The sequence below is a fragment of the Methylophilus aquaticus genome, from assembly GCF_030769565.1.
GTDB lineage: Bacteria > Pseudomonadota > Gammaproteobacteria > Burkholderiales > Methylophilaceae > Methylophilus > Methylophilus aquaticus.
In genome coordinates this window covers 154,015-179,143 of the sequence record NZ_JAVCAP010000021.1, presented here as the reverse complement: position 1 = coordinate 179,143, position 25,129 = coordinate 154,015, and the positions used below count along the sequence as shown (strand labels likewise).

Genomic DNA, 25,129 nt, shown 5'->3' with positions numbered 1-25,129 from the left:
CCGCATTCTAGAAAGCACAACTCATGAAGTAAAATGGTATTATTTCAACAATCCATTAATTATATTCATATATTAAGATGATAGAACGTAGCCATTTGGCGATTATTCGTGAGGTCGAACAGCAAGGCTCACTCACTGCTGCCGCTGAAAAGTTGTTCCTAACGCAATCGGCTCTCAGCCATTCGATGAAAAAACTGGAGCAGCAATTAGGCACCGACATCTGGCTGCGTGAAGGCCGCAGCTTGCGCCTGACCCAGGCCGGACATTATCTTTTGGCAGTCGCTAACCGCTTGCTGCCACAACTTTCACTGGCAGAAGAACGTCTGCGCCAGTTTGCCCAGGGCGAACGCGGCACTTTGCGCATCGGCATGGAGTGCCACCCGTGTTATCAATGGCTACTTAAGGTGGTGTCGCCCTACCTGGCCGACTGGCCGGATGTGGATGTAGACGTCAAACAGAAGTTCCAGTTTGGCGGCATCGGCGCGCTGTTTGGCTATGAGATTGATATGCTGGTCACACCCGACCCGCTGTATAAACCTGGCCTGCTGTTTCAACCCGTATTTGATTATGAACAGGTACTGGTGGTGAACAGCCAGCATGCGCTGGCAAGCTTAGAGTACGTGTTACCTGAGCAGTTGACGCAAGAGACGTTGATTACTTATCCGGTAGAACTCGACCGGCTGGATATTTACAACCAGTTTCTACAACCCGCTGGGATTAGTCCGCACGTGCACAAACCGATAGAAACCACCGACATCATGCTGCAAATGGTCGCCAGCGGCCGCGGTGTCGCCGCCTTGCCGCGCTGGCTGGTGGAAGAATCTCAACCCCGCTTTGCTGTGGTGCCAGTCAAGCTAGGCAAGCAAGGCATTGCCAAGCAGATTTACCTCGGCATACGAGAGGCGGATATTCAGATTGATTATGTGCAGGCGTTTATTGATTTGGCGCAGTCAAACGTATCTTAGCCAGAATTGCGCTGCTCTCAAATAAAAAGCTACCGGTGACATGTTTTTTTATGGCTTATTGTATAGCTGATTACCGCCTCAATCTTTTCTCCAATAATATCCCGTCACTATCAGTGGAAAAGCCATGCTAGCCCACGATAGCCAATGCCAGATGCCCGTTCCCAATAGCGCAGACAGCAGGCCGAAGATAGTGAGCAGCGAAAGCACAATAGGCCAGCCCCAGATATCGATAAACCGCTTATTCATAGCCCGTTCCCTTTCGCGATCGCGGCATGCTTATGCTCAAGCTCAGTCATACGCTGCTCGGTATGCTGCCGACGCTTGATCCAGAGATATAGCCCACTTGCTAATACCACGATCGTTACCAGGTCCAGCAAAGTCCAGATGACTTTTAAAGGCAATCCGCCATAATCCCCAAAATGTAGTGGTTGTGACAGCAATAGCGTTTTTACATACCAGGGCATTTCCCGTGTATCCGTTAACTGCGATGTCTGTGCATCAATCAGTGCCGGGCGCAACAAACGCGAGGTAACGGGTGTGTTCCCTTTCATGAATACCGTGTAATGATGGGGGCTGGAAAACATGCTGCCCGGATATGCGACAAAACTGACGTCCATATCCGGAACGGCGCGTTTGGCAACCTCAATTGCAGCCTGCAAAGAGCCAAGCCTGGCGGGAGGTGGCAACCCCTTGTAAGGCGCGACCATGTCGGCCATTTGGTCGCTTTGCCAAACCATAATCACAATCTGGCTCAAGGTATTGATCGTGCCGGTGACTCCCACCACCAGTGCCCATACTAAGGTAGCCACGCCCAGCAGGTTATGGACATCCAGCCATTTCAACCTGGCCTGTTTCTCACGACGTATTGTCCCGAAATCCAGCCGCCGCATAAACGGGTGATACAACACAATGCCCGAAATAATAGCCACTGCAAACAGCAAACCCATGAGGCCCAGAAACAGCATCCCCGGCAAGCCGGCAAACATGTCGACATGCAGTTTCAGCATGACGTACATAAACCCATGGTCTGGCGGTGGGGCATCTAGCACCTTGGCTGTCCGTGAATCTACCAGTACGAGATTTGAATCATCAGGCGAAGCATCCATGGATTTGGCCATGGATACCAGCGTGACATCAGGATGCTCGTCCTGCTGCCAGAACATGAAACGAATCACCTCGTGCGGCCGCTGTTCACGGGCAGCTTGCGCCACCGCATCCATGCTGGCATTGGGTGTTCCTTCCGGCATAGGAGGTGCTTCCACCACGCCGGTGAAATGTTCGATTTCTTCATGAAAGATGAGCGGAAGCCCAGTCAGGCACAGCATGAGCAAAAACGCTGTGCAGACCAGACTGGTCCATTTATGAATCAAATACCATTTGCGTATGCTCATGCTGTGGTGAGTCCTCGTTTATCCTTGATCTGGCTTAGAAATCAGCGGTCGCTGATAACAGCAAGGTTCGCGGCATTCCCAGATAAATATAGCCTTCATTAGAGGTATTCCAGTAATCCCGGTTAAACAGGTTTTCAATATTGGCACGCAAGGTCACCGGGGTCGTATTCAAAACGGTTTTGTAACGGGCACCCAGGTCAAAGCGGGTAATACTAGAAATGGAAAGCTGATTGGCTTGATCCACATATTGCTTGCTGGTGTAAATCACCCTGGAGGTAAGTGTCAGGCCGGGAACAGGCACCGGATCCCACTCACCGCCCAAACTCACTTGCCAGTCAGGGACACCCACCGCAGTATTCCCGTTAAACTCGCCATCATTACCGCTTTTTACCAGCTTGCCTTGTGTATAGGCACTGCCCCCAAGCAAGCGTACCCCCGAAGCCACCTCACCAAATACATTAAACTCCACACCACGGTTTCGCTGCTCGCCACTCACCCGGTAGGTCCCGTTCGTCGTTACTGCGCTAGGACGCTCGATTTCAAACACACTCACGGTGGTAGCAATATTGCCCCAATCCACTTTGACACCAGCTTCTTTCTGCTTGGTCTTATAAGGCGAAAAGATCTGTCCGGAGTTGCTTGTGCCAACTGGAGCCACCTGGCCCTGGCTTAAGCCTTCAATATAATTGGCATATAGAGAGACGTTTTCTTGTGGCTTGAAGACGACGCCCGCCACTGGCGTCAGGGCGCCTTTATCGTACCCCGGGCCGGATTTAGCACCGGTGACAAAGTTATAGGCTTGTTGCTCGACGCTCTGGTGCCTGGCCCCTAAGGTGACCTGTACTGTTTCATCCAGAAACATCAGGGTATCAGCCAGTGCATAACTGGTCAGTGTCATCGCACCGTACCTGACTTTATTGTCACTCAGACCAGATGTACTGGGCGTGTCAATATAGACTGGCGCAAAAATGTTGCCATTGATCGTACCCGACAGGGGAACGAAATGAATATTTGTATTCTGGATGACTTTGGTTGCCCCCACACTCACTTGGTGAGCGACCGAGCCAGTATTGAATTTAAGGCGACTACCCGCTTCAAAAGATTCTGACTTGACTTCAAACAATTGCCACATGGCAGTGGAGTTATAGTTGCCGTTCGCGCTGGTGAGCGTCGGGTTACCAGCCACCGCGTCCATCTGGCTATTACGGCTACCAACACCGGCGTATACCATCACAGCATCGGTCACGTCATACTCGCCCCGCAAGACCATAGAGCGGTCTTTCATTTGCGAGTAGCCATAGCCCGGGTAATTGAGCGCGTTGTCAGGGGCGCCAGGCATTTTGGTCAAAGCAGCACCCGCTGTAAATTGGCGGACCACTTTATCAATGGTCTCTTGCTGATTAATAAAGTCAGCGGTTACCCGTAAACGCTCACCACGATAATCCAGTGCCAGGCTCCCCATAAACTCTTCCAGCTGCTGTTGATCAATCGCAGTATCTCCCTTGCGATACATGCCATTCAAACGCACGCCAAACGCGTTATTTTCACCAAAGCGACGGCCCAAATCTGCCGTCCCGCCATAGACGGAATCACTCATGTAGGTGACACCAAACCGGCTCAAAGCCTGATCACCCGCGCGTTTGGGCACAATGTTGATGCTGCCGCCCACATTCCCGCTCGGCGGCATACCATTTAACAATGCGCTGGGGCCTTTGAGCACTTCGATACGTTCAGCCATTTCTACAGGCACCCGGAAATAAGGCATCAGGCCATACATGCCATTCAAGGCAATGTCCTGGCTGGCAACGGTAAACCCGCGAATGGAAAAGTCTTCGTTGATATTGGTACGGGCACTGACTTGCCGCACCGAAGGATCATTTTGCAAAACATCACCGATACTGCGTGCCTGTTGATTGGCGATGACCTCAGCCGTATAGTTAGTCACATTGAACGGGACATCCATAAAATTACGCTCACCAAGGATGCCGGCACGACCATCGCGCGCCACCTGTGCGCCGGCATAGATCGAATGCCTGTCTGCTACTCGGGTATCGGACACTGCCACTTCTGGCAGAGTATCCACCGCCTCTGATGTGGTGGAGAGCGGCTGCGAGGCTTTCTGCAATTTATAGCTGCCATTCCCCTGTACCACTGCCTGCAAACCACTGCCAGTCAAAATGGCATTCAGGCCCTGCAATACATCATACTGTCCATACAAACCACGGCTTTGCTTGCCCTGAGTCAAGCTGGCATCGATCACCAGCAGGATGCCAGCTTGTCTGGCATAAGCATTCAGGACCTGATCCATGGCTCCAGCAGCGATATTAAACGCCTGCAAAGAGGAACGGTTTTCCTGGACTGCTTCAGCATATGCGTGCGGCATGTAGGCCATGGAGACAAAACCGGAGAGTAAAAGCAAACCAGCGAGCTGGCTGATGCGGAATGCAGGCAACGCTGCCTGACGATGAGCGGGGTGAGTCATGATTATTATTTCCTCATTGAAAAGTAGTCTTCACTTCCTTTCCGAATAAAAAAACAAAAGTGCTACGCTGCAAGCTATTTTTTACTTAAGCTGACAATCGTTAAGCGGCATGCACGGTGACCCAATAACGTGAAAAATAATCAACACGTAAAGGCAAGGCTTGCAACAATGACTGCAATACCCGATCAGTATCCGGTAACGGAAATACTCCGGATACCCGCATATTGGCGACGGACTGGTCATATCGAATCACCCCCACGCGATAACGGCTTAACTCATCCAGAAAATCACCTAAGCGCAATTGCTCTGCCACCAGCTTGCCATCCAGCCAGGCGCTTTCATTGCCATTGGAGGTCGCTGTTGTCAGGGCGCCGGGCAATAGGCCTGCCTGCATGCCACTGGCAAGGGTAAGACTATGCAACCGATTGTATGACTGGAGTTTGGCTGCACCCTCATAAACGGAGACTCGGGTTTCGTGCTGCTTTAAACGGACATTGAATTGCGTCCCTAACGCAGTGGCTGTGCCATGTCGCGTTTGCACCAGCAACGGCCTTGCCTGTGTCACATCCGGCGCTGTAGTGATGTAAATCTCGCCTTCGTGTAGTACCAGTTTACGTTCACGCGCACTAAAGGCAATATCGACTGCCGTTGAGGTGTTCATCATCAACTGACTACCATCTGCCAATTGGATCTTTTCTTGCTGCCCGGTATACGTACGATAATCAGCAGCCAGTGTTTGCCATGCCTCGCTTTGGCGCAAAACGGGTACAGCGCCTCCGGTTACAGCGGCCAGACCCAGCATTTGCAATAATCGACGTCGCTTGGCAGAAGGCAGCTTGTCTCTCGCAAGCACGATGCTGGTCTGAGGGACCAATTGCAGCTTTTGTTGCACGGTTTTCATCTCAGACCATACCTGTTGATGCAGCGTGCTCCGACTTAACCACCCCTCGAATGCATGCTGCTGCTCGGTGGTCACTTCTCCTGACCACAACATCACTTGCCATTCCAGTGCCTCTTGCTGCAATGAGACATAGTCAACCGCGGTACTGATCGCTTGGGGCTGGTTCATAACATCTCCAGGCACGCTTGTGTTGCTTTGAGCATGTACTTGCGCACCGCCCCCACAGAAATACCTTGCCGCTTGGCTATTTGACTGTAAGTCAGTTGCTCAAAACGTGACAGGATAAATGTCTCGCGCACTTTGGCAGGTAGCTGATCAAGCACTTTGTCGAGTTGTATCAGGCTTTGCAATGCAACGGCCTGCTGCTCTGGCGAAGGCACCTCGACCGGTGATAAATGCAACAACCATTCGTGATATGCCAACTCCAGGCGTTGACGTCGATACAGATCAATCATCAAACCTTTGGCAATCTGGGTTAAATACGCGCGCGCCTGCTCAGGCAATGGCCTTCTGTCAGAAATGATGACCCGCAAGAAAGTATCTTGCGCCAAATCAGCTGCGGTGTGCTGACAGGATAATTTTTTACGAAGCCACGCATTTAACCAGCCATGATGATGGCTGTACAAATGGTGCAACTGCTGTTGGACTCCGTGGTGCATCCCGGGATCAGGCATAGACATAATTTACATGTTAATAAGAATCATTATCAATGATAACCAACACTTATCCACAAACGCAATACTAAGTCTTGCAAATGTTCAAATATTGTCTTGAGTGAACAACGGAGTCGGCACAAAGTGCCATGGATACAGTCTCAGTTTCTAGATCGCTGATTGAAGCAGCAAGACATGTTCACGCAGACTATTAATATCATTCAGCTCCCCACGGACAGTAAAGAAGGCGCCTTCGTCCTCTGAGCGTTCGCCCAATACCTGGCAGGTGCTGTAAATTTTGCCGCGGAGTTGCTGGGCTGACCAGGGCAGAAAAAGCTCGGTTTCTACCAAGTCCTGCTGAAAAAAGTCGACAATCTTCTGGCGCAGCATGGCGACTTCTTCCGGGCGTCGCGCACTCATGACGATACAATCGGGATATTTGAGGCGCAGCGCCGCTTCGCACTCGGCTTGCGCAGTTGCATCACCCACGAAGTCGATCTTGTTGAATACGCGAATCCGCGGCACGGTGTCGGCTTCAATCTCCTCCAGCACTTTATCTGTGACTTCAAGCTGACGCTCAAAACCAGGGTCGCTGGCATCAATCACATGCAAAAGCAGTGCGGCATCGAGTGCCTCATCCAGTGTGGATTTAAAAGATGCCACCAGGCCATGCGGCAGGTTTTTGATAAAACCAACGGTATCGCTCACCAGCACACGCGGCACGCTTTCCGGGTACAAGGCACGCACCGTGGTATCCAGCGTGGCAAACAGCTTGTTCGCCACCAGCACCTCGCTACCGGTGAGCGCGCGCATCAAGGTCGATTTACCGGCATTGGTATAGCCCACCAGCGCCACACTCGCCATCGTCTGTCGCTCCTGACGCCGCGCACGTTGCGTCCGCCGCTCACCATCCATGATCACAATCTCTTGTTGCAGCTCGGCAATGCGGTCGCGAATCTTGCGCCTATCCAGCTCGGTATGCGACTCGCCTGCGCCACGACCACCCGCCCCGCTACGCTGCCGCCCTTGTGGCCCAGCCAGTTTGGCCGCCTCGCGCAACCGTGGTGCCATATAGCCCAACCGCGCAATCTCCACCTGTGCACGCGCCGCACGCGAGCGGGCATTACGGTGGAAAATCTCCAATATGACCATTGTGCGGTCCATTACTTCGCAACCGACTTCAATTTCGAGGTTACGCGCCTGCGACGGCGAAATCTCATGGTCAACCAGCACCGCCTCAATATTCAGCGCCTCGGGATTAAACTCGAGTGCATCAGGGTCACCCGCCATACTGCGCACATAATCACGAATCTCTTCGCGCTTGCCCACGCCAAGATAGCCAGTGATATCAAAACCTGCGCGCTTTTGCACAAAGGTGTGCACAATCTTATAGCCCAATGTTTTGGCCAGTTCGCGTAACTCGGTCAGCGAAGCTTCAAACTCCATATCACTGACATTGGGCAGTTGCACGGCCGCCACAATGGCATGGAGGATGTGCTGTTTGACTTCATTTTGCATGAGGGGAACGACGTTTCTTGAATGGCAGAGGGCAGATAGTACCTGCAAATGCGGGAACTACCACTATGTGCGCTGAGATAAAGTGTGAATGGGTGAATATTTATTCTGATCGAATGGTCTAGACGGCTAAGGTACTAAAAATATAGCAATTCAAGACCTGACCGTTTAATCAATTGATCTGGGATTTCCCAAGCCCCCCTCACCATTTCGGAGCACTGCAGGTGTGTTAGCCCTACGCGGGCTCACTTGCAAAAGAAATCTGGCGTAGTAAAAGCTTACCTAAAAGGGTGATTTCATATCCTCGAATCCTCATGCGACCAGAAAACATATCAAAGACTGGTTGCTTAGTTTTCATATCCGTATCATAACGCGGCAATAGTACTCCAAGCTCCGTCATGTGTATCATGTAGCTCTGGCGAAGCGCCTCCTTGTCAAGTGTTGCTTGATCACAACCTATGTGAGCATGTACAGGCTCGAAAACTTCTTTATGCTTTTCAATAAAGCTACTGTCGCCACCAATGCCAGGGTTAAGGTAAAAACGTAGCCACAGAATCTCAATATCATTAAGCTCGCCAAGTATCCTCAAAAGATGCTTCGACTCGATAAAAGACACAGCCACATCATCAACCCCGTTTGCAAGAAGAGATGCGAGATATTGTCTACGTTCATCCGACACTGACTTAGCTGCCTGCCTCATACCCTCCTCCATAAGATCAGTGAAATTCTCATCAGACAGTTTCGAACGCACAAAATCTTTGTCCAACTTCGCTAACCGAGCTTCAAGTTCGGCGGAAAATTTTGAGAGCCGATCAATGCGCTGGTTAGGAATAACATTCCCCGCCAACTCGACTAAAAGAGAGCCTGCAAAAGGGACCATACCGAGTACCGCCTTTGCAGCAGACGTGACGTAATCTACTTGCTGATTTTGTATAGGAGGCAAAGCTTTATCTATGTTTTCGTTGTTCATGGATAAACTATCTTAATGTAATAAGTTCAGCAGGCTGGGCAACGCTTTGGCCTCGAGCAAAAATACCCAAATGCGCTATTTAATTACCTACAGACAATTATTTATTGTCTTTAAGCGAAGGTCATACGCGGATTATCAACTATCGCAGCCTCATAGTGGTGTGTCGATTTAGTCTAATCAGTTTAATACTTGGGCAAAAAACCCCACCTTACCTGGTTTGTCTTTTATAACTTTATCTACTTAATTGCCCCCAAATGTGTGCTAGATGCTCAGCCGTACGTGAGCAGCCAGCCTTTCTGAGATTTGTACAGTTGCTTCACTTTCAGTTGCGACCAGCCAACCTTGTTTTTCGTGACTGTAGTGACACACATAAAGCGATGGAGATGTGAGTGTTTCTGTGACTATTGCCAAACGGTAGAACCTATTATTTTCCGAGAAGGCCAAATACTCGTTTGGTGATAATTCAATATTCGGGACTTTGCCAGAAAGACCTTTAACCTCAATTTTCAGCTTCGTTTTGTTCTGGGATGCTTCGACATCCCAACCAACATTGTCTTTCTCTACGCTGCGAAGCTCATATCCCAAATTTTCGTAATATTTCCAGACCAATTCAACTGCTGATTTCTCTACTTTGGCTTTGTGTTCAGGGTCTGTTGATCGAGTACTCTTAATTTTAAGCCTCTTCGGTTTTCCATTGATTATGTCCTCTACCTCCATTACGAGAGCTTCCCCAAGGTCAGAATCACCGTACCAAACATTTGACTGCCCCATCCCTCCGTCAGTGCGCCTTGGGACTCGAATTGTGCGCTCGTCGATAGAAAGAAGATTTGCATTTTCAGAGTCAGTCTGAATACGATAACCTTCAAGACCATTTTTAGAATGCAACGCAGACTTGGTTTTGAAGTTTTGATAATCACGGTAGACGGTTGCGTTTTTGTACCAACCCACAACAACGCTACCGCCTTCAGGTCGTGTGGCGGTCCATATTACTAACACACCATCAACTTTATAGTCGTCCACAGATGCATCACTGCCAACTATCCTTTCAACCTTAATGCTGCCTTCACTGGCCGAACCTTGACCACGCGCTGGCTGCACATAGCCATAGACCTTACCACGATGGCGATGGAAATTGCACACCTCGTGCCCCATTCCTTCCTCTTTCACGTACGATCCCCCGCCAGAAATTTGGTCTGATTTACTATTCCCTTGATAGTGTTCCATCCAGCCGGTGTTACAGATTAAGTATTTCACTCGCCATGCCTCCGAAACGGATTTAAAGTTAAATTAGGCCACTTAAATTACGCAAAACTCTGCGCCATTGATGCGTTAAGAGTTTTTTAATATTTTAATAAACGTCAGCCCATCCTAGAATGCAACCATATCTTCGTCAACCAAAGCAACCATCCAAATTCTAACTACCACCCAACGCCTTATACAACCCCACCTGATTCTGCAATGCCTGCTGTTGGATCTGCACGGCCTGGGATTGCGCATCGAGCACACTACGCTGCGCATCCAGCAACTCGAGGTAAGTGACCAACCCTTGATCAAGCTTGCGCTTCACCAGTTGCAAACGGCTGCTTTCCAGTGCTTGCAGGCGGTCTCTGGCAGCGCTTTCTTCGGCGATGGCAGTGCGTGTGCTGAGCACGTCCATAACCTCTTTAAACGCGGTCTGAATGGTTTTTTCGTAATTGACGACCTCGATGTGCTGGCGGGTTTCGGCCAGATTGAGGTTAGCTTTATTGCGGCCATAGTTGAAGATGGGGACCAGCAGTTGCGGGCTGAAGGCCCAGTAGTTACTGCCTGTATCCGAGAACAGTTTGGAGAAGTCTGAATTGACCAAACCGACATTGGTGGTGAGTTGCAGGCGTGGGTAAAATGCGGCTCTGGCGGCACCGATATTGGCGTTGGCGGATTTAAGCTGATGCTCGGCGGCACGGATATCGGCCCGTCTGGTCAATAAGCTGGATGGCAATCCTGGCGTGACGTCGGCCAGTTTCAAGGCGGCGAGCGGTTTGACTGGCAACGGTGTGCGGTGTGAGGTTTCGCCCAGCAAAAGATATAAGGCATTTTGCGTGGTGGCGAGTTGGCGCTGCCATTGCGCGAACTGTGCCTGCACTTGCTCGACCTGGATTTGCGCGGCTTTGACATCCAGCACTTGATCGAGGCCAGCGTCAAAACGGCGCTGCGTGCGTTGCAGGGTTTGCTTGCGATCATCCAGCGTTTGCTGGGCGAGCTTGAGTTGGTCGTTAATCGCTAAAAAATTGACGTACTGGGTAGCAATTTCGGTCACCAGGGTGGTCTGTACGGCTTGGCGATTTTCGGTCACCGAAAAGTATTGCTCAAGCGCGGCTTGCGACAGGCTTTTCACACGACCAAACACGTCGATTTCATACTCTGAAATCCCTACGCCAATACGGAACAACTTGGCCTCAAACGCCTGTTTGGAGCTGAACACGGTACGACTACGGTCGTAATTAAGGTTGCCCTGCACGGTTGGCAGGCGGTCCGCTTTTTGCACGCCATAGGTCGCCTGGGCTTCATCCATGCGCAGCACCGCGGTTTTGAGGTCACGGTTATGCTCCAACCCGACCTGTATCAGTTTCTGTAAATCCGCATCGGGGAAGTAACTTTGCCAGGTGAGTGCTGGGGCTTCAGTGACGCTATCGCTGGCGGATTGGCCGGGATACGTGTCTGGCACAGGCTGTGCGGGCCTGAAGTATTCAGGCACCAGCGAGCAGCTACTGATAGCACATGCCAGCGTGAGCATGGCTGCCAATTTGAGAGGGGGACGACTACACTTCATGAGACACCCTTTGCTGTGAGACTGGCGTTTTCATCCAGCGGCCCACGACAATAAAAAACAGCGGTACAAAAAAGATGGCGAGCAAGGTGGCGGTAATAATGCCACCAAGCACGCTGGTGCCGATGGCGACTTGCGCACCGGAGGCCGCGCCGCTGGAAAACGCCAACGGGATCACGCCGACGCCAAACGCCAATGAGGTCATCACAATCGGACGCAGACGCTCTTTGGCTGCCAACAAGCTCGCCTCAATCAGCGGCATGCCTTGCAGCACGTGTTCGCGCGCAAACTCCACAATCAAAATGGCGTTTTTGGCGGACAAACCAATGGTGGCGATCAGGCCGACTTTAAAGTAAATATCATTCGGCAATTCACGCAAGGTCACGCCCAATAAAGCGCCTAACACGCCCAACGGCACCACCAGGATCACGGCAAACGGGATGGCCCAGCTTTCATACAAGGCGGCCAACACCAGAAACACCACCAGGATGGATAAGCCGAACAACATGCTGGCCTGGCTACCGGATTGTTTCTCTTCTAGCGATTGCCCGGCCCATTCATAGCCAATGCCTTTGCCCAGCCCATTTACCAGGGTTTCCATGGAGCGCATGGCTTCGCCACTGCTAAAGCCGGGCGCGGCACCACCATTGATATTAAATGACGGGAAGCCATTGAATCGGGTGCGTTGCGGGGTGCCCATGGCCCAATCCAGCGTCATGATAGAAGCCAGCGGCACCAGGCTGCCATCGCTGGCTTTAAGGCGGATTTTCTTGATATCTTCCAGTGTCTGCCGCTGCTTGCCATCGGCCTGCACAATGACACGGCGCACCTGATTACCATAGACAAAATCGCCCAGGTAATTCGAGCCGAGCAGCGTCGCCAATGAATCGTTGATTTCATCCAGCGACACGCCTAGTGCCTTGGCCTTGCTACGGTCGAGCTGCATATTCACCACGGGCGTATCGTACAAGCCGGCAAACAGCACATTGGCCAGCTCTGGGTGCTGGGCAGATTCGGCAATTAACTGGTCACGCGCTTTCATCAACGTCTCAATGCCGACGCTGGCACGGTCTACCAGCCGTAGGTCAAACCCGCCAAAGCTGCCCAACTCGGGCAAAGGCGGCGCATTCATGGCAAAAATAGTCAAATTGGGCCGACCAAAGAACTTCTGATTCACCCGGTTAACAATCGCCTTGACCTGCTGGTCAGCATTCGGGCGCTCGGCCCAGTCTTTGAGCGTGATAAACAGCATGCCGCTATTGGTGCTGGTGCCATAAAAGCTAAAGCCGCTGACTTCAAAAATGATATCCACCGGTTCATTGGCTTGAATATAGCGGCTCATGTCACCCAGCACTTCAGCGGTTTCTGCCAGCGTCGCGCCTTGCGGCAACGACACCATCACCATAAAGTTACCCTGATCTTCTTCGGGCAAAAACGCACTCGGCAAGCGCATCAACAGCCAGCCGGCCAGCGTGACAATCAAGGCAAACACGGCCAGCCAGCGCAAGGGCTTGCTGAGCAAGCCGCCGGTCAAATGCGTATAGCGCTCGGTCAGGCGCTGAAAGCTGCGGTTAAACCAGACAAAAAAGCGTGCTTTGTTGCCGGTTTCATGCCGCAACAAGGTCACGCACAAGGCCGGGGTCAACGACAGCGCCAGAAACGCCGAGAAGCTGATGGACACCGACAACGCCAGCGAGAACTGGCGGTAAATATTACCAACCGCGCCACTGAAAAAGGCCATCGGGATAAAGACTGACACGAGCACGGCCGTGATGCCGATCACGGCACCACTGATCTGCGACATGGCTTTGACGGTGGCGTCGTAGGCAGACATGCCATCCTCCACGATCAGCCGCTCGACGTTTTCCACCACCACAATCGCATCATCCACCAGAATGCCAATCGCCAGCACCACACCAAACATGGTCAGCACATTGATTGAGTAGCCCAACCAGTACATGACGGCAAACGTCCCCATCAGGGCAATCGGCACCACGATGGTGGGGATCAGCGTCGCCCGCAGGTTTTGCATAAACAAATACATGACCACAAATACCAGCAACACCGCTTCTACCAGCGTTTGAATCACCTTTTTAATCGAGATCGAGACAAACGCCGACGAGTCATAAGATAACTGATACATGACATTGGGCGGAAAATACGGCTGCATTTGCGCCATTGCCTGCTTGACTCGGCCGACCGTTTCGACCGCATTCGAGCCCGGTGCCAGCTTGATCGCCATGCCTGCGGCATTTTTGCCGTTCACCCGCGAACTATAAGTGTAGTCACTGCTGCCCATTTCGACTCTGGCCACATCCTTGACCAGCAAGGCCGAACCATCGGCCTGCGCACGAATAGGGACATTGGCAAAATCCTCCACGGTTTTCAGCGTGGCATCCGCTTCCAGCGACACACTCAACGGAGCCCCGTCTGGGACGCCACTGGCGCCGACCTGGCCCAGCGTCAGGCGCGTATTGTAACTACGCAAGGCATTGACGATCTCGGTCACACTCACATTGAGGCCTGCCATTTTTTGTGGATCCGGCCAGATACGCATGGCGTATTCGGGGCTGAATGCCTGCACTTTGCCCACGCCCTGTATCCGTTTAAGCGTAGGCATCACCGTGGCTGAGGCCAGCTCACCGAGATCCACCTCACTATAGCGGTTATCCTCAGAGGTGATTGAGACAATCAACTGAAAACTGTCGGCAGATTTTTCCACCAAGATGCCGCTACGGCGTACGATCTCGGGCAAGCGTACTTCCACGCTCTTGAGGCGGTTTTGCACATCCACGGCCGCCAGATCAGGATTGGTGCCCTGACGGAAGGTGACGCTGATGGAAGCCATGCCCACATTGCTGGTGGCAGAGACATACATCAGGCCAGGCATGCCATTCATCTCGTGTTCGATGATCGAGGTGACGGTTTCCTCCACCACCTTGGCCGATGCGCCTGGGTAGGTCGCAGCAATATTGACCACCGGCGGGGCAATGTCAGGATACTGGGCAATCGGTAATTGTTTGATGGCGATCAGGCCAGCCAGCACAATCAGGATGGCAATCACCCAGGCAAAAATCGGGCGATCAATAAAAAAACGGCTCATGGCCTGGTTCCTATATTTCTGCGCGCTGCCCGGTTAAGGGGCCACGGCTTTAGTGATATTGTCTTGGGCACTGATCAGCTTTGGCGTCACTTTGCTACCCGCCGTTTGGGCCGCCACGTTGGTGACCACCACCTGCTCACCGGCTTGCAGGCCTTGCTCGATGACCCATTGCCTGCCAATGACGCGACCAGTTTGCACCTCGCGGGATTCCAGTTCATTTTTCGCATTCACCACCCAGACGCGTGTCGAAAACTGGTCCCGTATCAGCGCATCACGCGGGATCAGAATCGCATTCGGGTTGGTCGCCTGACGGATCTTGATTCTGACATAGGCGCCCGGCATCAAGACCTGCTGCGGGTTTTCAAAAATGGCACGCATGACCACAGCGTCTGTCGTTTGGTTGACGGATACATCAGAGAATGAAAGCTTTCCCGCTTGGGGGTACAGGGAACCGTCCGGTAATAACAGTTTAATTTTGAAATCGCCGTCATTGCCTTTGAGCTGTCCATCGCGCAACGCTTTGCGCAAGGCAAACACTTCAGAAGACGACTGGGAAAAATTGACATACACCGTACTCACCTGCTCGACGGTGGTGAGGTGTGTGGGTTGGTCTTTGCCTACCAGCGCGCCCTCAGTCACCAGCGCACGACGCGCCACACCTTCAATCGGCGCGGTGACATTGGCATAGCCTAAATCCAGCCGGGCGCGATTAAGCTTGGCATGCGCAGACGCCACCTCGGCTTTTGCCAGTTGCGCCTCGGCCTGCGCGGCGTGATAGTCACGCTGACTCACGGACTGGTCACTGATCAACGCCTGGTAACGCTGCAACTTGTCATTGGCATTGACCAGATTCGCCTCTGTTCGCGCCAACTCAGCCTCGGCTTCAAGCTTGCTGGCTTGCAGTTGCTCAGGGTTAATCTGGAATAACGGCGTGCCCGCTTTGACCACCTGCCCTTCCTGATACAGCCGCTTGGCCACAATCCCAGAAACGCGGGCGCGCACCTCGGCAATACGGTAGGCCTCGACCCGGCCAGGGAGCTCAACTTCATCCGGGATATCCGCCACCTCCACCTTGACCACTTCGACCACAGGCGCCGCACCGGCGGCCTGAGTGGCCTCTTGCGGCTTGCTACACGCAGACAATTGCAAGATCAACAGCGCCGAAAGCGCGAGCGTCGTTTGAAAAATACGGGACATGCACCAGCCCTTCACTATATGGATGTCAATATTCTATCGGTACTTTTATAAATAATCAATCATGACTGATTAATTATTTTTTGGTATCATAGGCGCCTTGTTTGATGGATGATCCTCCTAGAAATCATGGCCAGAAAAACCAAAGAAGACGCGCAAAAAACCCGTGACCAGATTCTGGATGCGGCCGAGCATGTGTTTTATCGCAAAGGCTTTACGCTGGCGACCATGGCCGATATCGCCGAAGCCGCGCAACTCTCGCGCGGCGCCGTATATGGGCATTACAAAGGCAAACTCGAAGTGGCCATGGCCATGGTAGAGCGCGTGATACAACAAGTCTCACCTTTTCAGAGCCAACCTGGCTTGACAGCATTAGCCACCCTCAAACAATACTGTTTGTTTGAAATACGCAGCTATATTGAACCCAGTTCCATTCAACGCGTATTGTTTTTCCTGTATGTCGGGATTGATGATTCTCCCGAACTGCTGCAGTTACGCTTTGCCTGGGAGAAAAAGCGGATTGCCCACATTGACCAGCTGCTCCAACAGGCCATGTGTCAAGGTGAATTGCCAGCAGAAGCTGATTCGACGCTCGTCAATCTTTACTGCCTGTCTATGATTGAAGGGGTGTTCAGTGTGGTTTATTTTGGCGACCTGACTACATCAGAGCGCTGGCAACGGGCAGAACAACTGTGTGAGTATGGCTTGCAACGCCTTTCCATGCCCTTCTGAACCTCACTGGCAAAGTACACTTGCCTGACACAAAGCCAGCGCTGAATGATTGACGTCCCCCCTGCACTTGCGGCAAGATACAGTCAAATACATTGACCCCAATAAAACTGTCAACTTTTTGGCCTGAACAAGGTCAGTCAACCCAGGCTGCACTGCCAGCAACTTAACGCGCTATGGCGCACATAAAACACTTAAAGAAACCATTGTGATGGACCATAACCTGAGCCTGATTACCACGATTGCCGTTGCGTTTGCACTGGCATTGATCTTTGGACTGATTGCAGAAAAACTCAAATTTCCTGCCCTGATTGGCTACCTGTTTGCTGGCGTCTTGATCGGGCCTGCCACGCCGGGCTTCGTCGCAGACATTGAAATTGCCTCGCAACTGTCAGAAATCGGTGTGATGTTGCTGATGTTTGGCGTCGGCCTGCATTTTTCTGTGCAGGACTTAATGTCAGTCAAGCGCATCGCCCTCCCCGGCGCACTGGTACAAATGACACTTGCCACCCTGCTTGGCATGCTGGTGGCGCATTTCTGGGGCTGGAGTGCCGGGCATGGGCTGGTATTTGGCCTATCGCTGTCTTGTGCAAGTACTGTGGTCTTGCTCAAGGCGCTAGAGTCGCGCCGCATTCTGGAAAGCATGAACGGCAAAATTGCCGTGGGCTGGCTGGTGGTAGAAGACATGGTGACGGTGCTGGTTCTGGTGCTGATGCCAGCGCTGGCAGGGTTACTGGGAGGGCATGCATTGGAGGCAGCTGCTGAAGCCACGCCACTCTGGCAAACGCTGGCAATCACTTTTGTGGAGATTACCGGTTTTGTGGCCATCATGCTTGTGGTTGGGAAACGTGTATTGCCCTGGCTGCTATGGTATGTGGCGGGCACCGGTTCACGCGAACTGTTTACGCTGACCGTAATTTCGGTGGCCATCGGCGTCGCCTTCTTTGCCTCAGCCCTGTTTCATGTGTCATTTGCATTGGGTGCATTCTTCGCAGGGATGATCATGCGTGAATCCGAGTTCAGCCATCGTGCTGCGGAGGATTCCCTGCCCTTTCGTGATGCGTTTGCCGTGTTGTTTTTTGTCGCAGTGGGTATGTTGTTTGACCCATCGATACTGATCAAGCAACCCGAGCAGGTACTCGCAGTGGTTGCCATCATTATTCTCGGTAAATCGCTGGCTGCCGTATTGATTGTACTTGCGCTACGCTATCCGTTGAATACCGCGCTCACTGTGGCTGCCAGCCTTGGACAAATTGGCGAATTCTCTTTTATTCTGGCCGGACTCGGCGTATCGCTGGGGCTGATGTCGCAAGACGGCATGAGCCTGGTATTGGCAGGTGCATTGATTTCAATTGCGCTCAACCCGCTGGTGTTTGCATCCATCAAACCTTTGACCACCTGGGTCGTCAACAAGTCTGACCTTGCTCGTAGACTCTCCTTGCGCATGGACCCCTATGGTGAACTACCGATGACAACAGAGCGCAAGTTTCTCGAGGGGCAGATCGTACTGGTCGGGTATGGCCGCGTCGGCAAGCGCATCGCGCAATCGCTACAGGCGCATGGCATTCCGTTCGTTGTGGCGGAACAAAACCGTGAGCTGGTCGAAAAACTGCGTAAAACCGGGCAACCAGCGGTATCAGGCAATGCCGCTGACCCCATGGTGTTGATACAGGCGCACATTGCCAACGCGTCCATGCTGATTATTGCCACCCCCGACTCCATGGATATCCGCAAGATTGTCGACATTGCCAAACAGCTGCAACCCGATATTGAAGTGGTGATACGTACCCACCATGAAGACGAATACCAGCGCCTGCAAAAAGAGTATGGCAGTACGGTGTTTTTTGGGGAAGAAGAACTGGCCAAAGGCATGACCAGCCATGTATTACAGCGTTTTGAGAAACATCATGTTTGATCTCAGCCTGTGCTTGTTGTTTGATTTGGTGTTGAATCAGGCGTCAACGGCTTGTGCCAAAGACAGCGCGTTGACCGCCTTATAGAGACAACGATTGCGTCTCGACCAGCCCCTTCTTCACAACAATGCAATCCGATTACACCCTTCTCTATAAAAGGTCGATGACTTTGTTTTAACGTCATCCATCTCTGAAAATCATGATATGATAATGGTTCTCATTTGCATTTTGTGCATACAGCCAAATTTGAACGCAATGCTGCCATTATCCAAACATCAACATATTGAACGCCTGTATATCGAGCATCATGGCTGGTTATTGGCATGGTTACACAGAACCCTCGGATGCAGCCATCATGCCGCAGACACTGCGCAGAACACGTTTATAAAGCTGCTGGGCGGCTCAGTGGTTACCAGTCAGATTGCCTCGCCGCGTGCCTGGCTAAAAACCACCGCCAAACGCATTCTGGTCGATGAGTACAGACACCAGAAAATCGAATCCCTGTATTTGAACGAGCTGGCCTATCAGTTGGCACATGAGACACCTGCCCCCTCGGCGGAGGCATTGCTGATGGTGATTGAAACAATTGAAGCCTTGTCCAGCGTGCTGGAGTCAGTCTCGGCAAAAGCAAGCCACGCGTTTATTGCGCATTATATTGAAGGCCAATCGCAGGTTGAAATTGCACATGCCTTGGGCGTTTCAACCAAAATGGTTCAGAAATACCTGACGCAGATATTGCTCAAAGCTGACAGCATCGGTGTCTCAAAGCCATGAAAAACAAACACACCGCTCTGCATGTTCAAGCAGCTGAATGGATCGTCAAACTCACGGCTGACGATCCTGACGAGCGTGCACAAGCCAGAGCTGCATTGGCGCAATTAACACTGGAGAACACGCAACAGGCAGAAGCCACTGCCAGACTGGAGCGCTTCATCAACCTAGCGGAACGGGTCAGTGCAAGCGCGCCCTCCTCAGCGGAGCCTGCCCAGGCAGGACAGCAACCAGCCATCGTCGCAAACACCTTGCGTCAATATTTACACCTGCACCAACAAAGCCGCAGCCTGGCAAAAATCCGCAAGCCACTCATGCTATGGCTGCTGATGCTGCTACCGGCCTGGGGGCTCATGCAAACGGCTCCATTGGCCGTGCTGTTTGCCGATGTGCGCACGACGGCAGGTGTTTATGACAATCAGCAACTCAAGGATGGCTCTCAGATCAGACTCAACCCAAGCACAGCACTCAATGTGCATTTCACCGCCAGTCAACGTGAAATCGAACTCCTTGCCGGGGAAGTCTATCTGGATGTTGCCAAAGACAAACAGCGTCCGTTTGTGATTCACACCAGACAGGGACAGATTCAGGCACTGGGCACACGATTTATTGTACGGGTGACACCTGATGACACGCTGTTAACCATGCTGGAGTCACGTACCCAGGTGACCCCGGGCTGGCCAACCTTAAAAACCTTGGCTGCGCCGCAGGTGGTCAGTGCAGGACAAATGGTTCGCTTCAGCGCTGACAAGCTCTCCAATCTGCCTGACATCCATGCCGGGATGACAGAATCGGCCTTCAAGCAACACCGGCTGGTGGTACAAAACACCCCGTTATCCGAAGTGCTGGAGACGCTGCAACAGCATAGACCGGGGGTGATCCTGTATGACGCCAAAGCGATGAAACAGATTCTGGTCACTGCGGTCTTGCCGCTGGATGATACCGACCGCGCACTGGACTTGCTTTGTGAGAACTTTACCTCACTGACTGTGAGTCAATACTCGCGATTCTTCGTCACGGTGAATATCCAACATTAAAACAGATGGGCGAGTCTGGCCTATTTTTACAACAGCCCAGAGGTCGGGTTAACAGCATGCCCAGCGACAACTCACAAACTCCCCCGCAGTTTCACTCAAAAAAATTTGCGGTGCAGGTTCCATATAGCGAATTTCATTCGTCATGGTAAATGATGACTTTAAATTTGATTAGCCAACGACTTGCTCACGTCCGGTTAATGTAGCCAATATCAGATCCTGTCCATCACTCAGGAGAATGGTTGCGATGCCTGCCATTCACTTTTTGACGCACATTATTCTGGACATATATGACACATTATTCCCTTTACCGTGGGCAAACCGGGTTAAAGCCTCTATTGCTCTCCCTGCATTTACTCTGGGCCACAGTACCCACACATGCATACGCCGCACCTGCAAACCATAGCATTGATTCACCCAAGACAGGTGTGGTTCAAGCCGCCATCCCGGAAGGAAAGCTGGCAGAATCACTCAAACTGTTTGCGCTGCAAGCCGGTGTACTGATTGTCATGAACGATGAAGCGCTTGCCGGAAAAACAGCACCCGCTTTGTATGGAAGTGTCAGTCTGGCCGCAGGCTTTGACAAACTGACCCAGGCCTCAGGATTTGTCGTCTTGAAAACCGCCTCTGGATACATTGTGAAAGCGGGAACGCCGAAGTCAGCCGCAGCCGGTGCACCGCCAATAGCAGAAACCTCCGACACGGTGCTGCCGGAGGTACTGGTACACGATCATTATGAACCGCATAGCTACCGGGCACAGCTACCCGTGTCGAGCGCAACGCGCTCAGACCATTCGATCATGGATGTGCCGCAAACCGTGGATGTGGTCTCCGGCGCAGCAATCGAAGACAGGAATGCCCTCTCGATCAAAGACGCGCTGGCCTACACCCCAGGCGTGACCACCAGTACCGGCGAAGGCATACGCGAGCAATTTATTATCCGCGGCTTTTCGGCCATTGCAGACACTTATGTTGATGGCATGCGCGATGGACGCAACACATTCAGGGACACCTTCAGCCTTGAGCAGCTTGAAGTCGTGAAGGGGCCTGCCGGAGTGCTGTACGGTAGAGGGTCCGCAGGCGGCCTGATCAATCTGGTCAGCAAAAAAGCCACTGCCAACGCGTTTGCCAAAGCGGGGGCCATGTATGGTAGTTATGATGCCAGTCGGCTGACACTGGACATCAACCAGCCCCTCACCGACAACGCCTTGTTCCGGGTCAATGCCATGATCGATGATTCAGACTCGTTCAGATCAGAGGTGTGGTCTAAAAAGCGCGGGATAGCCATTGCCTCAACACTCAGGCTGGCAGAAAAGGTCACACTGGATCTGAATGCTCAGCATTTAGTCGACAAGCGGGTATTTGATGCCGGAATACCTGGCATTTACGGCAAACCCGCCGATGTGTCGACATCCACCTACTATGGCGGTCGAAATCCTGGCAGCAGTGACAATGGCTCCAGTGAGGACAACTCGCTCAACGCAGACCTGAAAGTGGCGATTAATGATCAAGTATCTTTGAGAAACACCACCAGATATAGCTATTTAAATCTGGAGCGCAACCAAACCACCATAGACCGGCTGATTTTAAACAGCGCGGTGCCTACGGTGCGACTGGCACGCAGCAACTTTTTCAGTACCCAGCATGATCTGACTAACCGCTTTGAGGTCCTGCTCAAGCAACACTGGTTGGGGATTGACCACGACTGGATGGTAGGCACCGAGCTAAGCTGGGAAGAGCGGGATACGATATCGAGAGGAGGCACACTTGCCAATACCTTTAACATTTCGGTCTACGACCCTGTCCTAAGACAAGTGCCGCTGCTGGGTAGTAGCATTCGTCGGGACGGGATCTATCAGACACAGACTACATCGCTCTACCTGCAGGATATGATGCGGTTCAACCCGCAATGGGTGGCCCTGCTTGGGGTACGCAAAGACTGGCTGGACCGAAATTTTGACAACCGTGCCGGCGCAGACTATGGCCGTAAAGACAGCTTTTTCAGCCCGCGATTGGGTGTGGTCTACCAACCCGACACACAATCCTCCTATTATCTGTCGAGTTCACGCTCTTATCAGCCAGGTGCGGCTACGGGCGTCATTGACCCTGGCAGCGTGATTACGCCTCCTGAAATCACCACGAACTTTGAAATTGGCAGCAAATACAGTTTGAATCAGGGAAAACTGCAACTGGGGATCAGTCTGTTCAAACTGATCAAAGAAAATGTGCCCACCCGTGACCCTAGCGATTCCACGGCGACACTCTATGTCGGGGAAATCACTTCTAACGGACTTGAACTCAGCGCACTGGGGGATCTGGGCGATGGATATAGCCTGCAAGGCGGCGTCACCTTGCTGGATGCAAGAGTCACGCGCTCCAACAACACCACCGCACCGGCAGTCACACCGGCGGTCACGGCAACTGCACTGGAAGGCAAGCGTGCAGCCAATGCCCCCGAACTGATGGCAACAGTATGGGCCATGAAAAAGCTGAATGATCAATGGCGGGCAGGTTTGGGGGTACGCCATATGTCAGAAAGCTATGCCTCAACCACCAATGCGGTGCAACTGCCCGCGTATACCGTGCTGGATGCCGGCCTCTACCACGAGCATGGCCCATGGTCACTGGCATTGAATATCCGCAATCTGACGGACAAAACCTATTACGAATCATCGACGAATGACCTCGGCATTTTGCCAGGCGCACCACGGTTGATGCAATTCACAGCCAACTACCAGTTCAAATAGGTGCATAGGCCAATGTCTGCCCGTATCCAAACATTCAAAACCATACTGTCCAGCCTGGCGTTGTGTGTCGCCTGCTATTGGACCACCGAGCAGTGGATTGCGCTGACCAGCTGTCTGGCATATCTGGCTGGTCTGAGCCGTGCCAATGCCGTGATGCTGGCCGCCATGCTGGGATTTGTATACTTGTGGCTACTGCTGTTATGGGCGTTTGCAGAGCATCGCGTCCGGCGACAGTGCATGACACTCGCCGGACTGTGGCTGCTAGCAACAGGGCTGACCTGGGCTGCCACGCTGATGATAACACCCGCGTTGACAGGGAGCAGATAAAGATGAAAAACACGTTGAGAAGCCGGATGTCACTGCTGCATACCTGGGCAGGCGTCCTGTTTTCTGCCCTGTTATTTGTGATCTTCTGGGCAGGCAGCCTGTCGGTGTTTGACAAGGAAATGGATCGCTGGATGATGCCAGCGACACGACTGTCACTGACCGGTGATGCCAAGGTGTCGATAGACAAGCAGCTTGTACCAATATTGCAAAGCAAAGCACCCCATGCCGCGGCCTGGACCATCATCCTGCCGAGTGAACGTGTGCCTTATATTGCACTCAACTATGGTTCGGAAGAAGCACGCAAAGGCCAGCGTATCTGGCTCAACCCCGACACCCTGCAAGAAATCACCCCTGCCGACAGCAAAGGGGCCAGTGGTTTTATCTACCCTTTGCACCACAATCTGACGCTGCGCTTTAACCATATCGGGACATGGATAGTCGGAATAGCCAGCACGGGCATGTTATGTTTGCTGATATCAGGCATCATTATTCATCGTAAAATTTTTACAGACTTTTTTACGCTGCGCCTGTTTCGCAGTTTTGGGCGTAGCAATCTCGATATACACAATCTGACAGGGGTTGCACTGACCCCGTTTTATATCTTGATTACCCTGTCCGGCCTGATCATTGCATTTTCCACTTACTTTCCAAACGCGCACCTGCCACTGTATGCCATCACATCGCCTGGCCATGTGTTGAAAAAAGACCATGCCAGACCGCATGGCGTGCTGCCCGCAGAAAGACAGTTTTTAAAGGAAGCCTTAGGCCGGGAGCGACACAAGCCCGCAAAAAGTAGTGGTCAGCTCGCCTCTATCGACCAGATGATTGCGGATGCCGAACAGGCCTGGGGGCCTGGTGCGGTCTATTTTGTGCGCATCAACCATCCCAATGATGCGAAAAGCAATGTCATGCTGCGTCGTCACAGCCATGCGACTGTGAGCAAACATATCGATTACAAACGCTATCGTGCCACTGATGGCAACCCATTCAATACGTTTGAAGCGCCTGCAGTGGTCAAGGCATGGAACTTTATTGCAGGCATGCATTACCTGCAGTTCAAGCACTGGACACTGCGCTGGCTGTATTTCTTAGCCGGGCTTACTGGCTGCGCCATGATTGCCACCGGCCTTTTTTTCTGGCTCAACGCCAGACGCAGCAAAGCGGCACGCAGTGAGCAAAAGCACGTTGTATGGATGGATGCCATCACCATTGCCACGGTCAGCGGCCTGATGGCCGCCACACTTGGCTTTATGCTTGCCAATCAATGGCTGCCAGCGCAAGCCCGCATCATGGGCATCGCGCGTGACCAGTGTGAAGTCTATGTGTTTTATCTGGTCTGGATGACAAGCCTGTTGCATGCCATCAGCCTGACAACCCAGCGGCAAGACAAGGCTTATTTGCATGCATGGTGGCAGCAACTCGCCGTGATCAGCGGCTTGTGCATCGCTGCCGTCCTCTCTAACTGGTCCAATACCGGCCATCATCTGTATGTCACCCTCACCCGTCCGCTCCCGGCAGTGGCCGGGGTAGACATGGTGCTCATGGTTGGCGCATGGATGGCATGGCATGCCAGCAGACGATTGCGCGCGCATTGCCGTTTGCACAGGCAGCAGGGATAAAAGGGAGAT

The 25,129-nt window shown here is 52.3% G+C and carries 18 protein-coding genes; 8 read left to right on the top strand and 10 right to left on the bottom strand.

The window, feature by feature from the left end:
- Positions 1 to 77: 77 nt before the first annotated feature.
- Positions 78 to 965 carry a LysR family transcriptional regulator gene (locus Q9291_RS10785; RefSeq protein ID WP_306390056.1) on the top strand — a complete coding sequence of 296 codons (888 nt, stop codon included), beginning with the start codon at positions 78 to 80 and terminating at the stop codon, positions 963 to 965.
- Between the two features lie 242 nt (positions 966 to 1,207).
- Here Q9291_RS10785 and Q9291_RS10780 read toward each other — a convergent pair whose 3' ends face one another.
- The 10 genes from Q9291_RS10780 to Q9291_RS10735 form a co-directional block, all read right to left on the bottom strand.
- A complete protein-coding gene (locus Q9291_RS10780) occupies positions 1,208 to 2,356 on the bottom strand; it encodes a PepSY-associated TM helix domain-containing protein (RefSeq protein WP_306390055.1) in 1,149 nt (382 codons plus the stop codon).
- 34 nt (positions 2,357 to 2,390) lie between these two features.
- A complete protein-coding gene (locus Q9291_RS10775; protein ID WP_306390054.1) occupies positions 2,391 to 4,838 on the bottom strand; it encodes a TonB-dependent receptor in 2,448 nt (815 codons plus the stop codon).
- 100 nt (positions 4,839 to 4,938) lie between these two features.
- Positions 4,939 to 5,907 carry a FecR family protein gene (locus tag Q9291_RS10770; protein ID WP_306390053.1) on the bottom strand — a complete coding sequence of 323 codons (969 nt, stop codon included), beginning with the start codon at positions 5,905 to 5,907 and terminating at the stop codon, positions 4,939 to 4,941.
- On the bottom strand, positions 5,904 to 6,419 hold the full coding sequence (locus Q9291_RS10765; protein ID WP_306390052.1) for a sigma-70 family RNA polymerase sigma factor: 516 nt from the start codon (positions 6,417 to 6,419) through the stop codon (positions 5,904 to 5,906). The genes Q9291_RS10770 and Q9291_RS10765 overlap by 4 nt, the downstream gene beginning before the upstream one ends.
- Before the next feature lie 141 nt (positions 6,420 to 6,560).
- Positions 6,561 to 7,910: a GTPase HflX gene (gene hflX, locus Q9291_RS10760; protein ID WP_306390051.1), complete on the bottom strand. Its 1,350-nt coding sequence runs from the start codon at positions 7,908 to 7,910 to the stop codon at positions 6,561 to 6,563.
- Between the two features lie 232 nt (positions 7,911 to 8,142).
- Entirely contained in the window at positions 8,143 to 8,877 is a 735-nt protein-coding gene (locus Q9291_RS10755; protein WP_306390050.1) for a hypothetical protein, read from the bottom strand.
- A gap of 261 nt (positions 8,878 to 9,138) precedes the next feature.
- Positions 9,139 to 10,044: a protein NO VEIN domain-containing protein gene (locus Q9291_RS10750; RefSeq protein ID WP_306390049.1), complete on the bottom strand. Its 906-nt coding sequence runs from the start codon at positions 10,042 to 10,044 to the stop codon at positions 9,139 to 9,141.
- A 247-nt stretch (positions 10,045 to 10,291) separates the two neighbouring features.
- Positions 10,292 to 11,686, bottom strand: a complete 1,395-nt coding sequence (locus tag Q9291_RS10745; protein ID WP_306390048.1) for an efflux transporter outer membrane subunit — start codon at positions 11,684 to 11,686, stop codon at positions 10,292 to 10,294.
- The gene (locus Q9291_RS10740) at positions 11,676 to 14,786 is read right to left on the bottom strand and encodes a multidrug efflux RND transporter permease subunit (RefSeq protein WP_306390047.1); all 3,111 of its coding nucleotides are present in this window, start codon (positions 14,784 to 14,786) and stop codon (positions 11,676 to 11,678) included. The genes Q9291_RS10745 and Q9291_RS10740 overlap by 11 nt, the downstream gene beginning before the upstream one ends.
- 33 nt (positions 14,787 to 14,819) lie before the next feature.
- The gene (locus tag Q9291_RS10735) at positions 14,820 to 15,983 is read right to left on the bottom strand and encodes an efflux RND transporter periplasmic adaptor subunit (protein ID WP_306390046.1); all 1,164 of its coding nucleotides are present in this window, start codon (positions 15,981 to 15,983) and stop codon (positions 14,820 to 14,822) included.
- Positions 15,984 to 16,109: 126 nt separating this feature from the next.
- On the opposite strand from Q9291_RS10735, the gene Q9291_RS10730 reads away from it, so the two are divergent.
- The 7 genes from Q9291_RS10730 to Q9291_RS10700 all read left to right on the top strand — a co-directional run bounded on the left by Q9291_RS10730 (position 16,110) and on the right by Q9291_RS10700 (position 25,120).
- A complete protein-coding gene (locus Q9291_RS10730; RefSeq protein ID WP_306390045.1) occupies positions 16,110 to 16,712 on the top strand; it encodes a TetR family transcriptional regulator in 603 nt (200 codons plus the stop codon).
- Between the two features lie 208 nt (positions 16,713 to 16,920).
- Positions 16,921 to 18,624 carry a cation:proton antiporter domain-containing protein gene (locus Q9291_RS10725; RefSeq protein ID WP_306390044.1) on the top strand — a complete coding sequence of 568 codons (1,704 nt, stop codon included), beginning with the start codon at positions 16,921 to 16,923 and terminating at the stop codon, positions 18,622 to 18,624.
- Between the two features lie 253 nt (positions 18,625 to 18,877).
- Entirely contained in the window at positions 18,878 to 19,396 is a 519-nt protein-coding gene (locus Q9291_RS10720; RefSeq protein WP_306390083.1) for a sigma-70 family RNA polymerase sigma factor, read from the top strand.
- Positions 19,393 to 20,430, top strand: a complete 1,038-nt coding sequence (locus Q9291_RS10715; protein WP_306390043.1) for a FecR family protein — start codon at positions 19,393 to 19,395, stop codon at positions 20,428 to 20,430. The genes Q9291_RS10720 and Q9291_RS10715 overlap by 4 nt, the downstream gene beginning before the upstream one ends.
- 287 nt (positions 20,431 to 20,717) lie before the next feature.
- Positions 20,718 to 23,174, top strand: coding sequence for a TonB-dependent receptor (locus Q9291_RS10710; RefSeq protein WP_306390042.1), 2,457 nt, complete (start codon positions 20,718 to 20,720; stop codon positions 23,172 to 23,174).
- A gap of 12 nt (positions 23,175 to 23,186) precedes the next feature.
- A complete protein-coding gene (locus Q9291_RS10705; protein WP_306390041.1) occupies positions 23,187 to 23,501 on the top strand; it encodes a hypothetical protein in 315 nt (104 codons plus the stop codon).
- Positions 23,502 to 23,503: 2 nt separating this feature from the next.
- On the top strand, positions 23,504 to 25,120 hold the full coding sequence (locus Q9291_RS10700) for a PepSY-associated TM helix domain-containing protein (protein WP_306390040.1): 1,617 nt from the start codon (positions 23,504 to 23,506) through the stop codon (positions 25,118 to 25,120).
- Positions 25,121 to 25,129: the final 9 nt, after the last annotated feature.

Coding starts and splice junctions, on each gene's coding strand:
- Q9291_RS10785 (WP_306390056.1), top strand. CDS start 78: ATGATAGAACGTAGCCATTTGGCGATTATTCGTGAGGTCGAACAGCAA.
- Q9291_RS10780 (WP_306390055.1), bottom strand. CDS start 2,356: ATGAGCATACGCAAATGGTATTTGATTCATAAATGGACCAGTCTGGTC.
- Q9291_RS10775 (WP_306390054.1), bottom strand. CDS start 4,838: ATGACTCACCCCGCTCATCGTCAGGCAGCGTTGCCTGCATTCCGCATC.
- Q9291_RS10770 (WP_306390053.1), bottom strand. CDS start 5,907: ATGAACCAGCCCCAAGCGATCAGTACCGCGGTTGACTATGTCTCATTG.
- Q9291_RS10765 (WP_306390052.1), bottom strand. CDS start 6,419: ATGTCTATGCCTGATCCCGGGATGCACCACGGAGTCCAACAGCAGTTG.
- hflX (WP_306390051.1), bottom strand. CDS start 7,910: ATGCAAAATGAAGTCAAACAGCACATCCTCCATGCCATTGTGGCGGCC.
- Q9291_RS10755 (WP_306390050.1), bottom strand. CDS start 8,877: ATGAACAACGAAAACATAGATAAAGCTTTGCCTCCTATACAAAATCAG.
- Q9291_RS10745 (WP_306390048.1), bottom strand. CDS start 11,686: ATGAAGTGTAGTCGTCCCCCTCTCAAATTGGCAGCCATGCTCACGCTG.
- Q9291_RS10740 (WP_306390047.1), bottom strand. CDS start 14,786: ATGAGCCGTTTTTTTATTGATCGCCCGATTTTTGCCTGGGTGATTGCC.
- Q9291_RS10735 (WP_306390046.1), bottom strand. CDS start 15,983: ATGTCCCGTATTTTTCAAACGACGCTCGCGCTTTCGGCGCTGTTGATC.
- Q9291_RS10730 (WP_306390045.1), top strand. CDS start 16,110: ATGGCCAGAAAAACCAAAGAAGACGCGCAAAAAACCCGTGACCAGATT.
- Q9291_RS10725 (WP_306390044.1), top strand. CDS start 16,921: ATGGACCATAACCTGAGCCTGATTACCACGATTGCCGTTGCGTTTGCA.
- Q9291_RS10720 (WP_306390083.1), top strand. CDS start 18,878: ATGCTGCCATTATCCAAACATCAACATATTGAACGCCTGTATATCGAG.
- Q9291_RS10715 (WP_306390043.1), top strand. CDS start 19,393: ATGAAAAACAAACACACCGCTCTGCATGTTCAAGCAGCTGAATGGATC.
- Q9291_RS10710 (WP_306390042.1), top strand. CDS start 20,718: ATGACACATTATTCCCTTTACCGTGGGCAAACCGGGTTAAAGCCTCTA.
- Q9291_RS10705 (WP_306390041.1), top strand. CDS start 23,187: ATGTCTGCCCGTATCCAAACATTCAAAACCATACTGTCCAGCCTGGCG.
- Q9291_RS10700 (WP_306390040.1), top strand. CDS start 23,504: ATGAAAAACACGTTGAGAAGCCGGATGTCACTGCTGCATACCTGGGCA.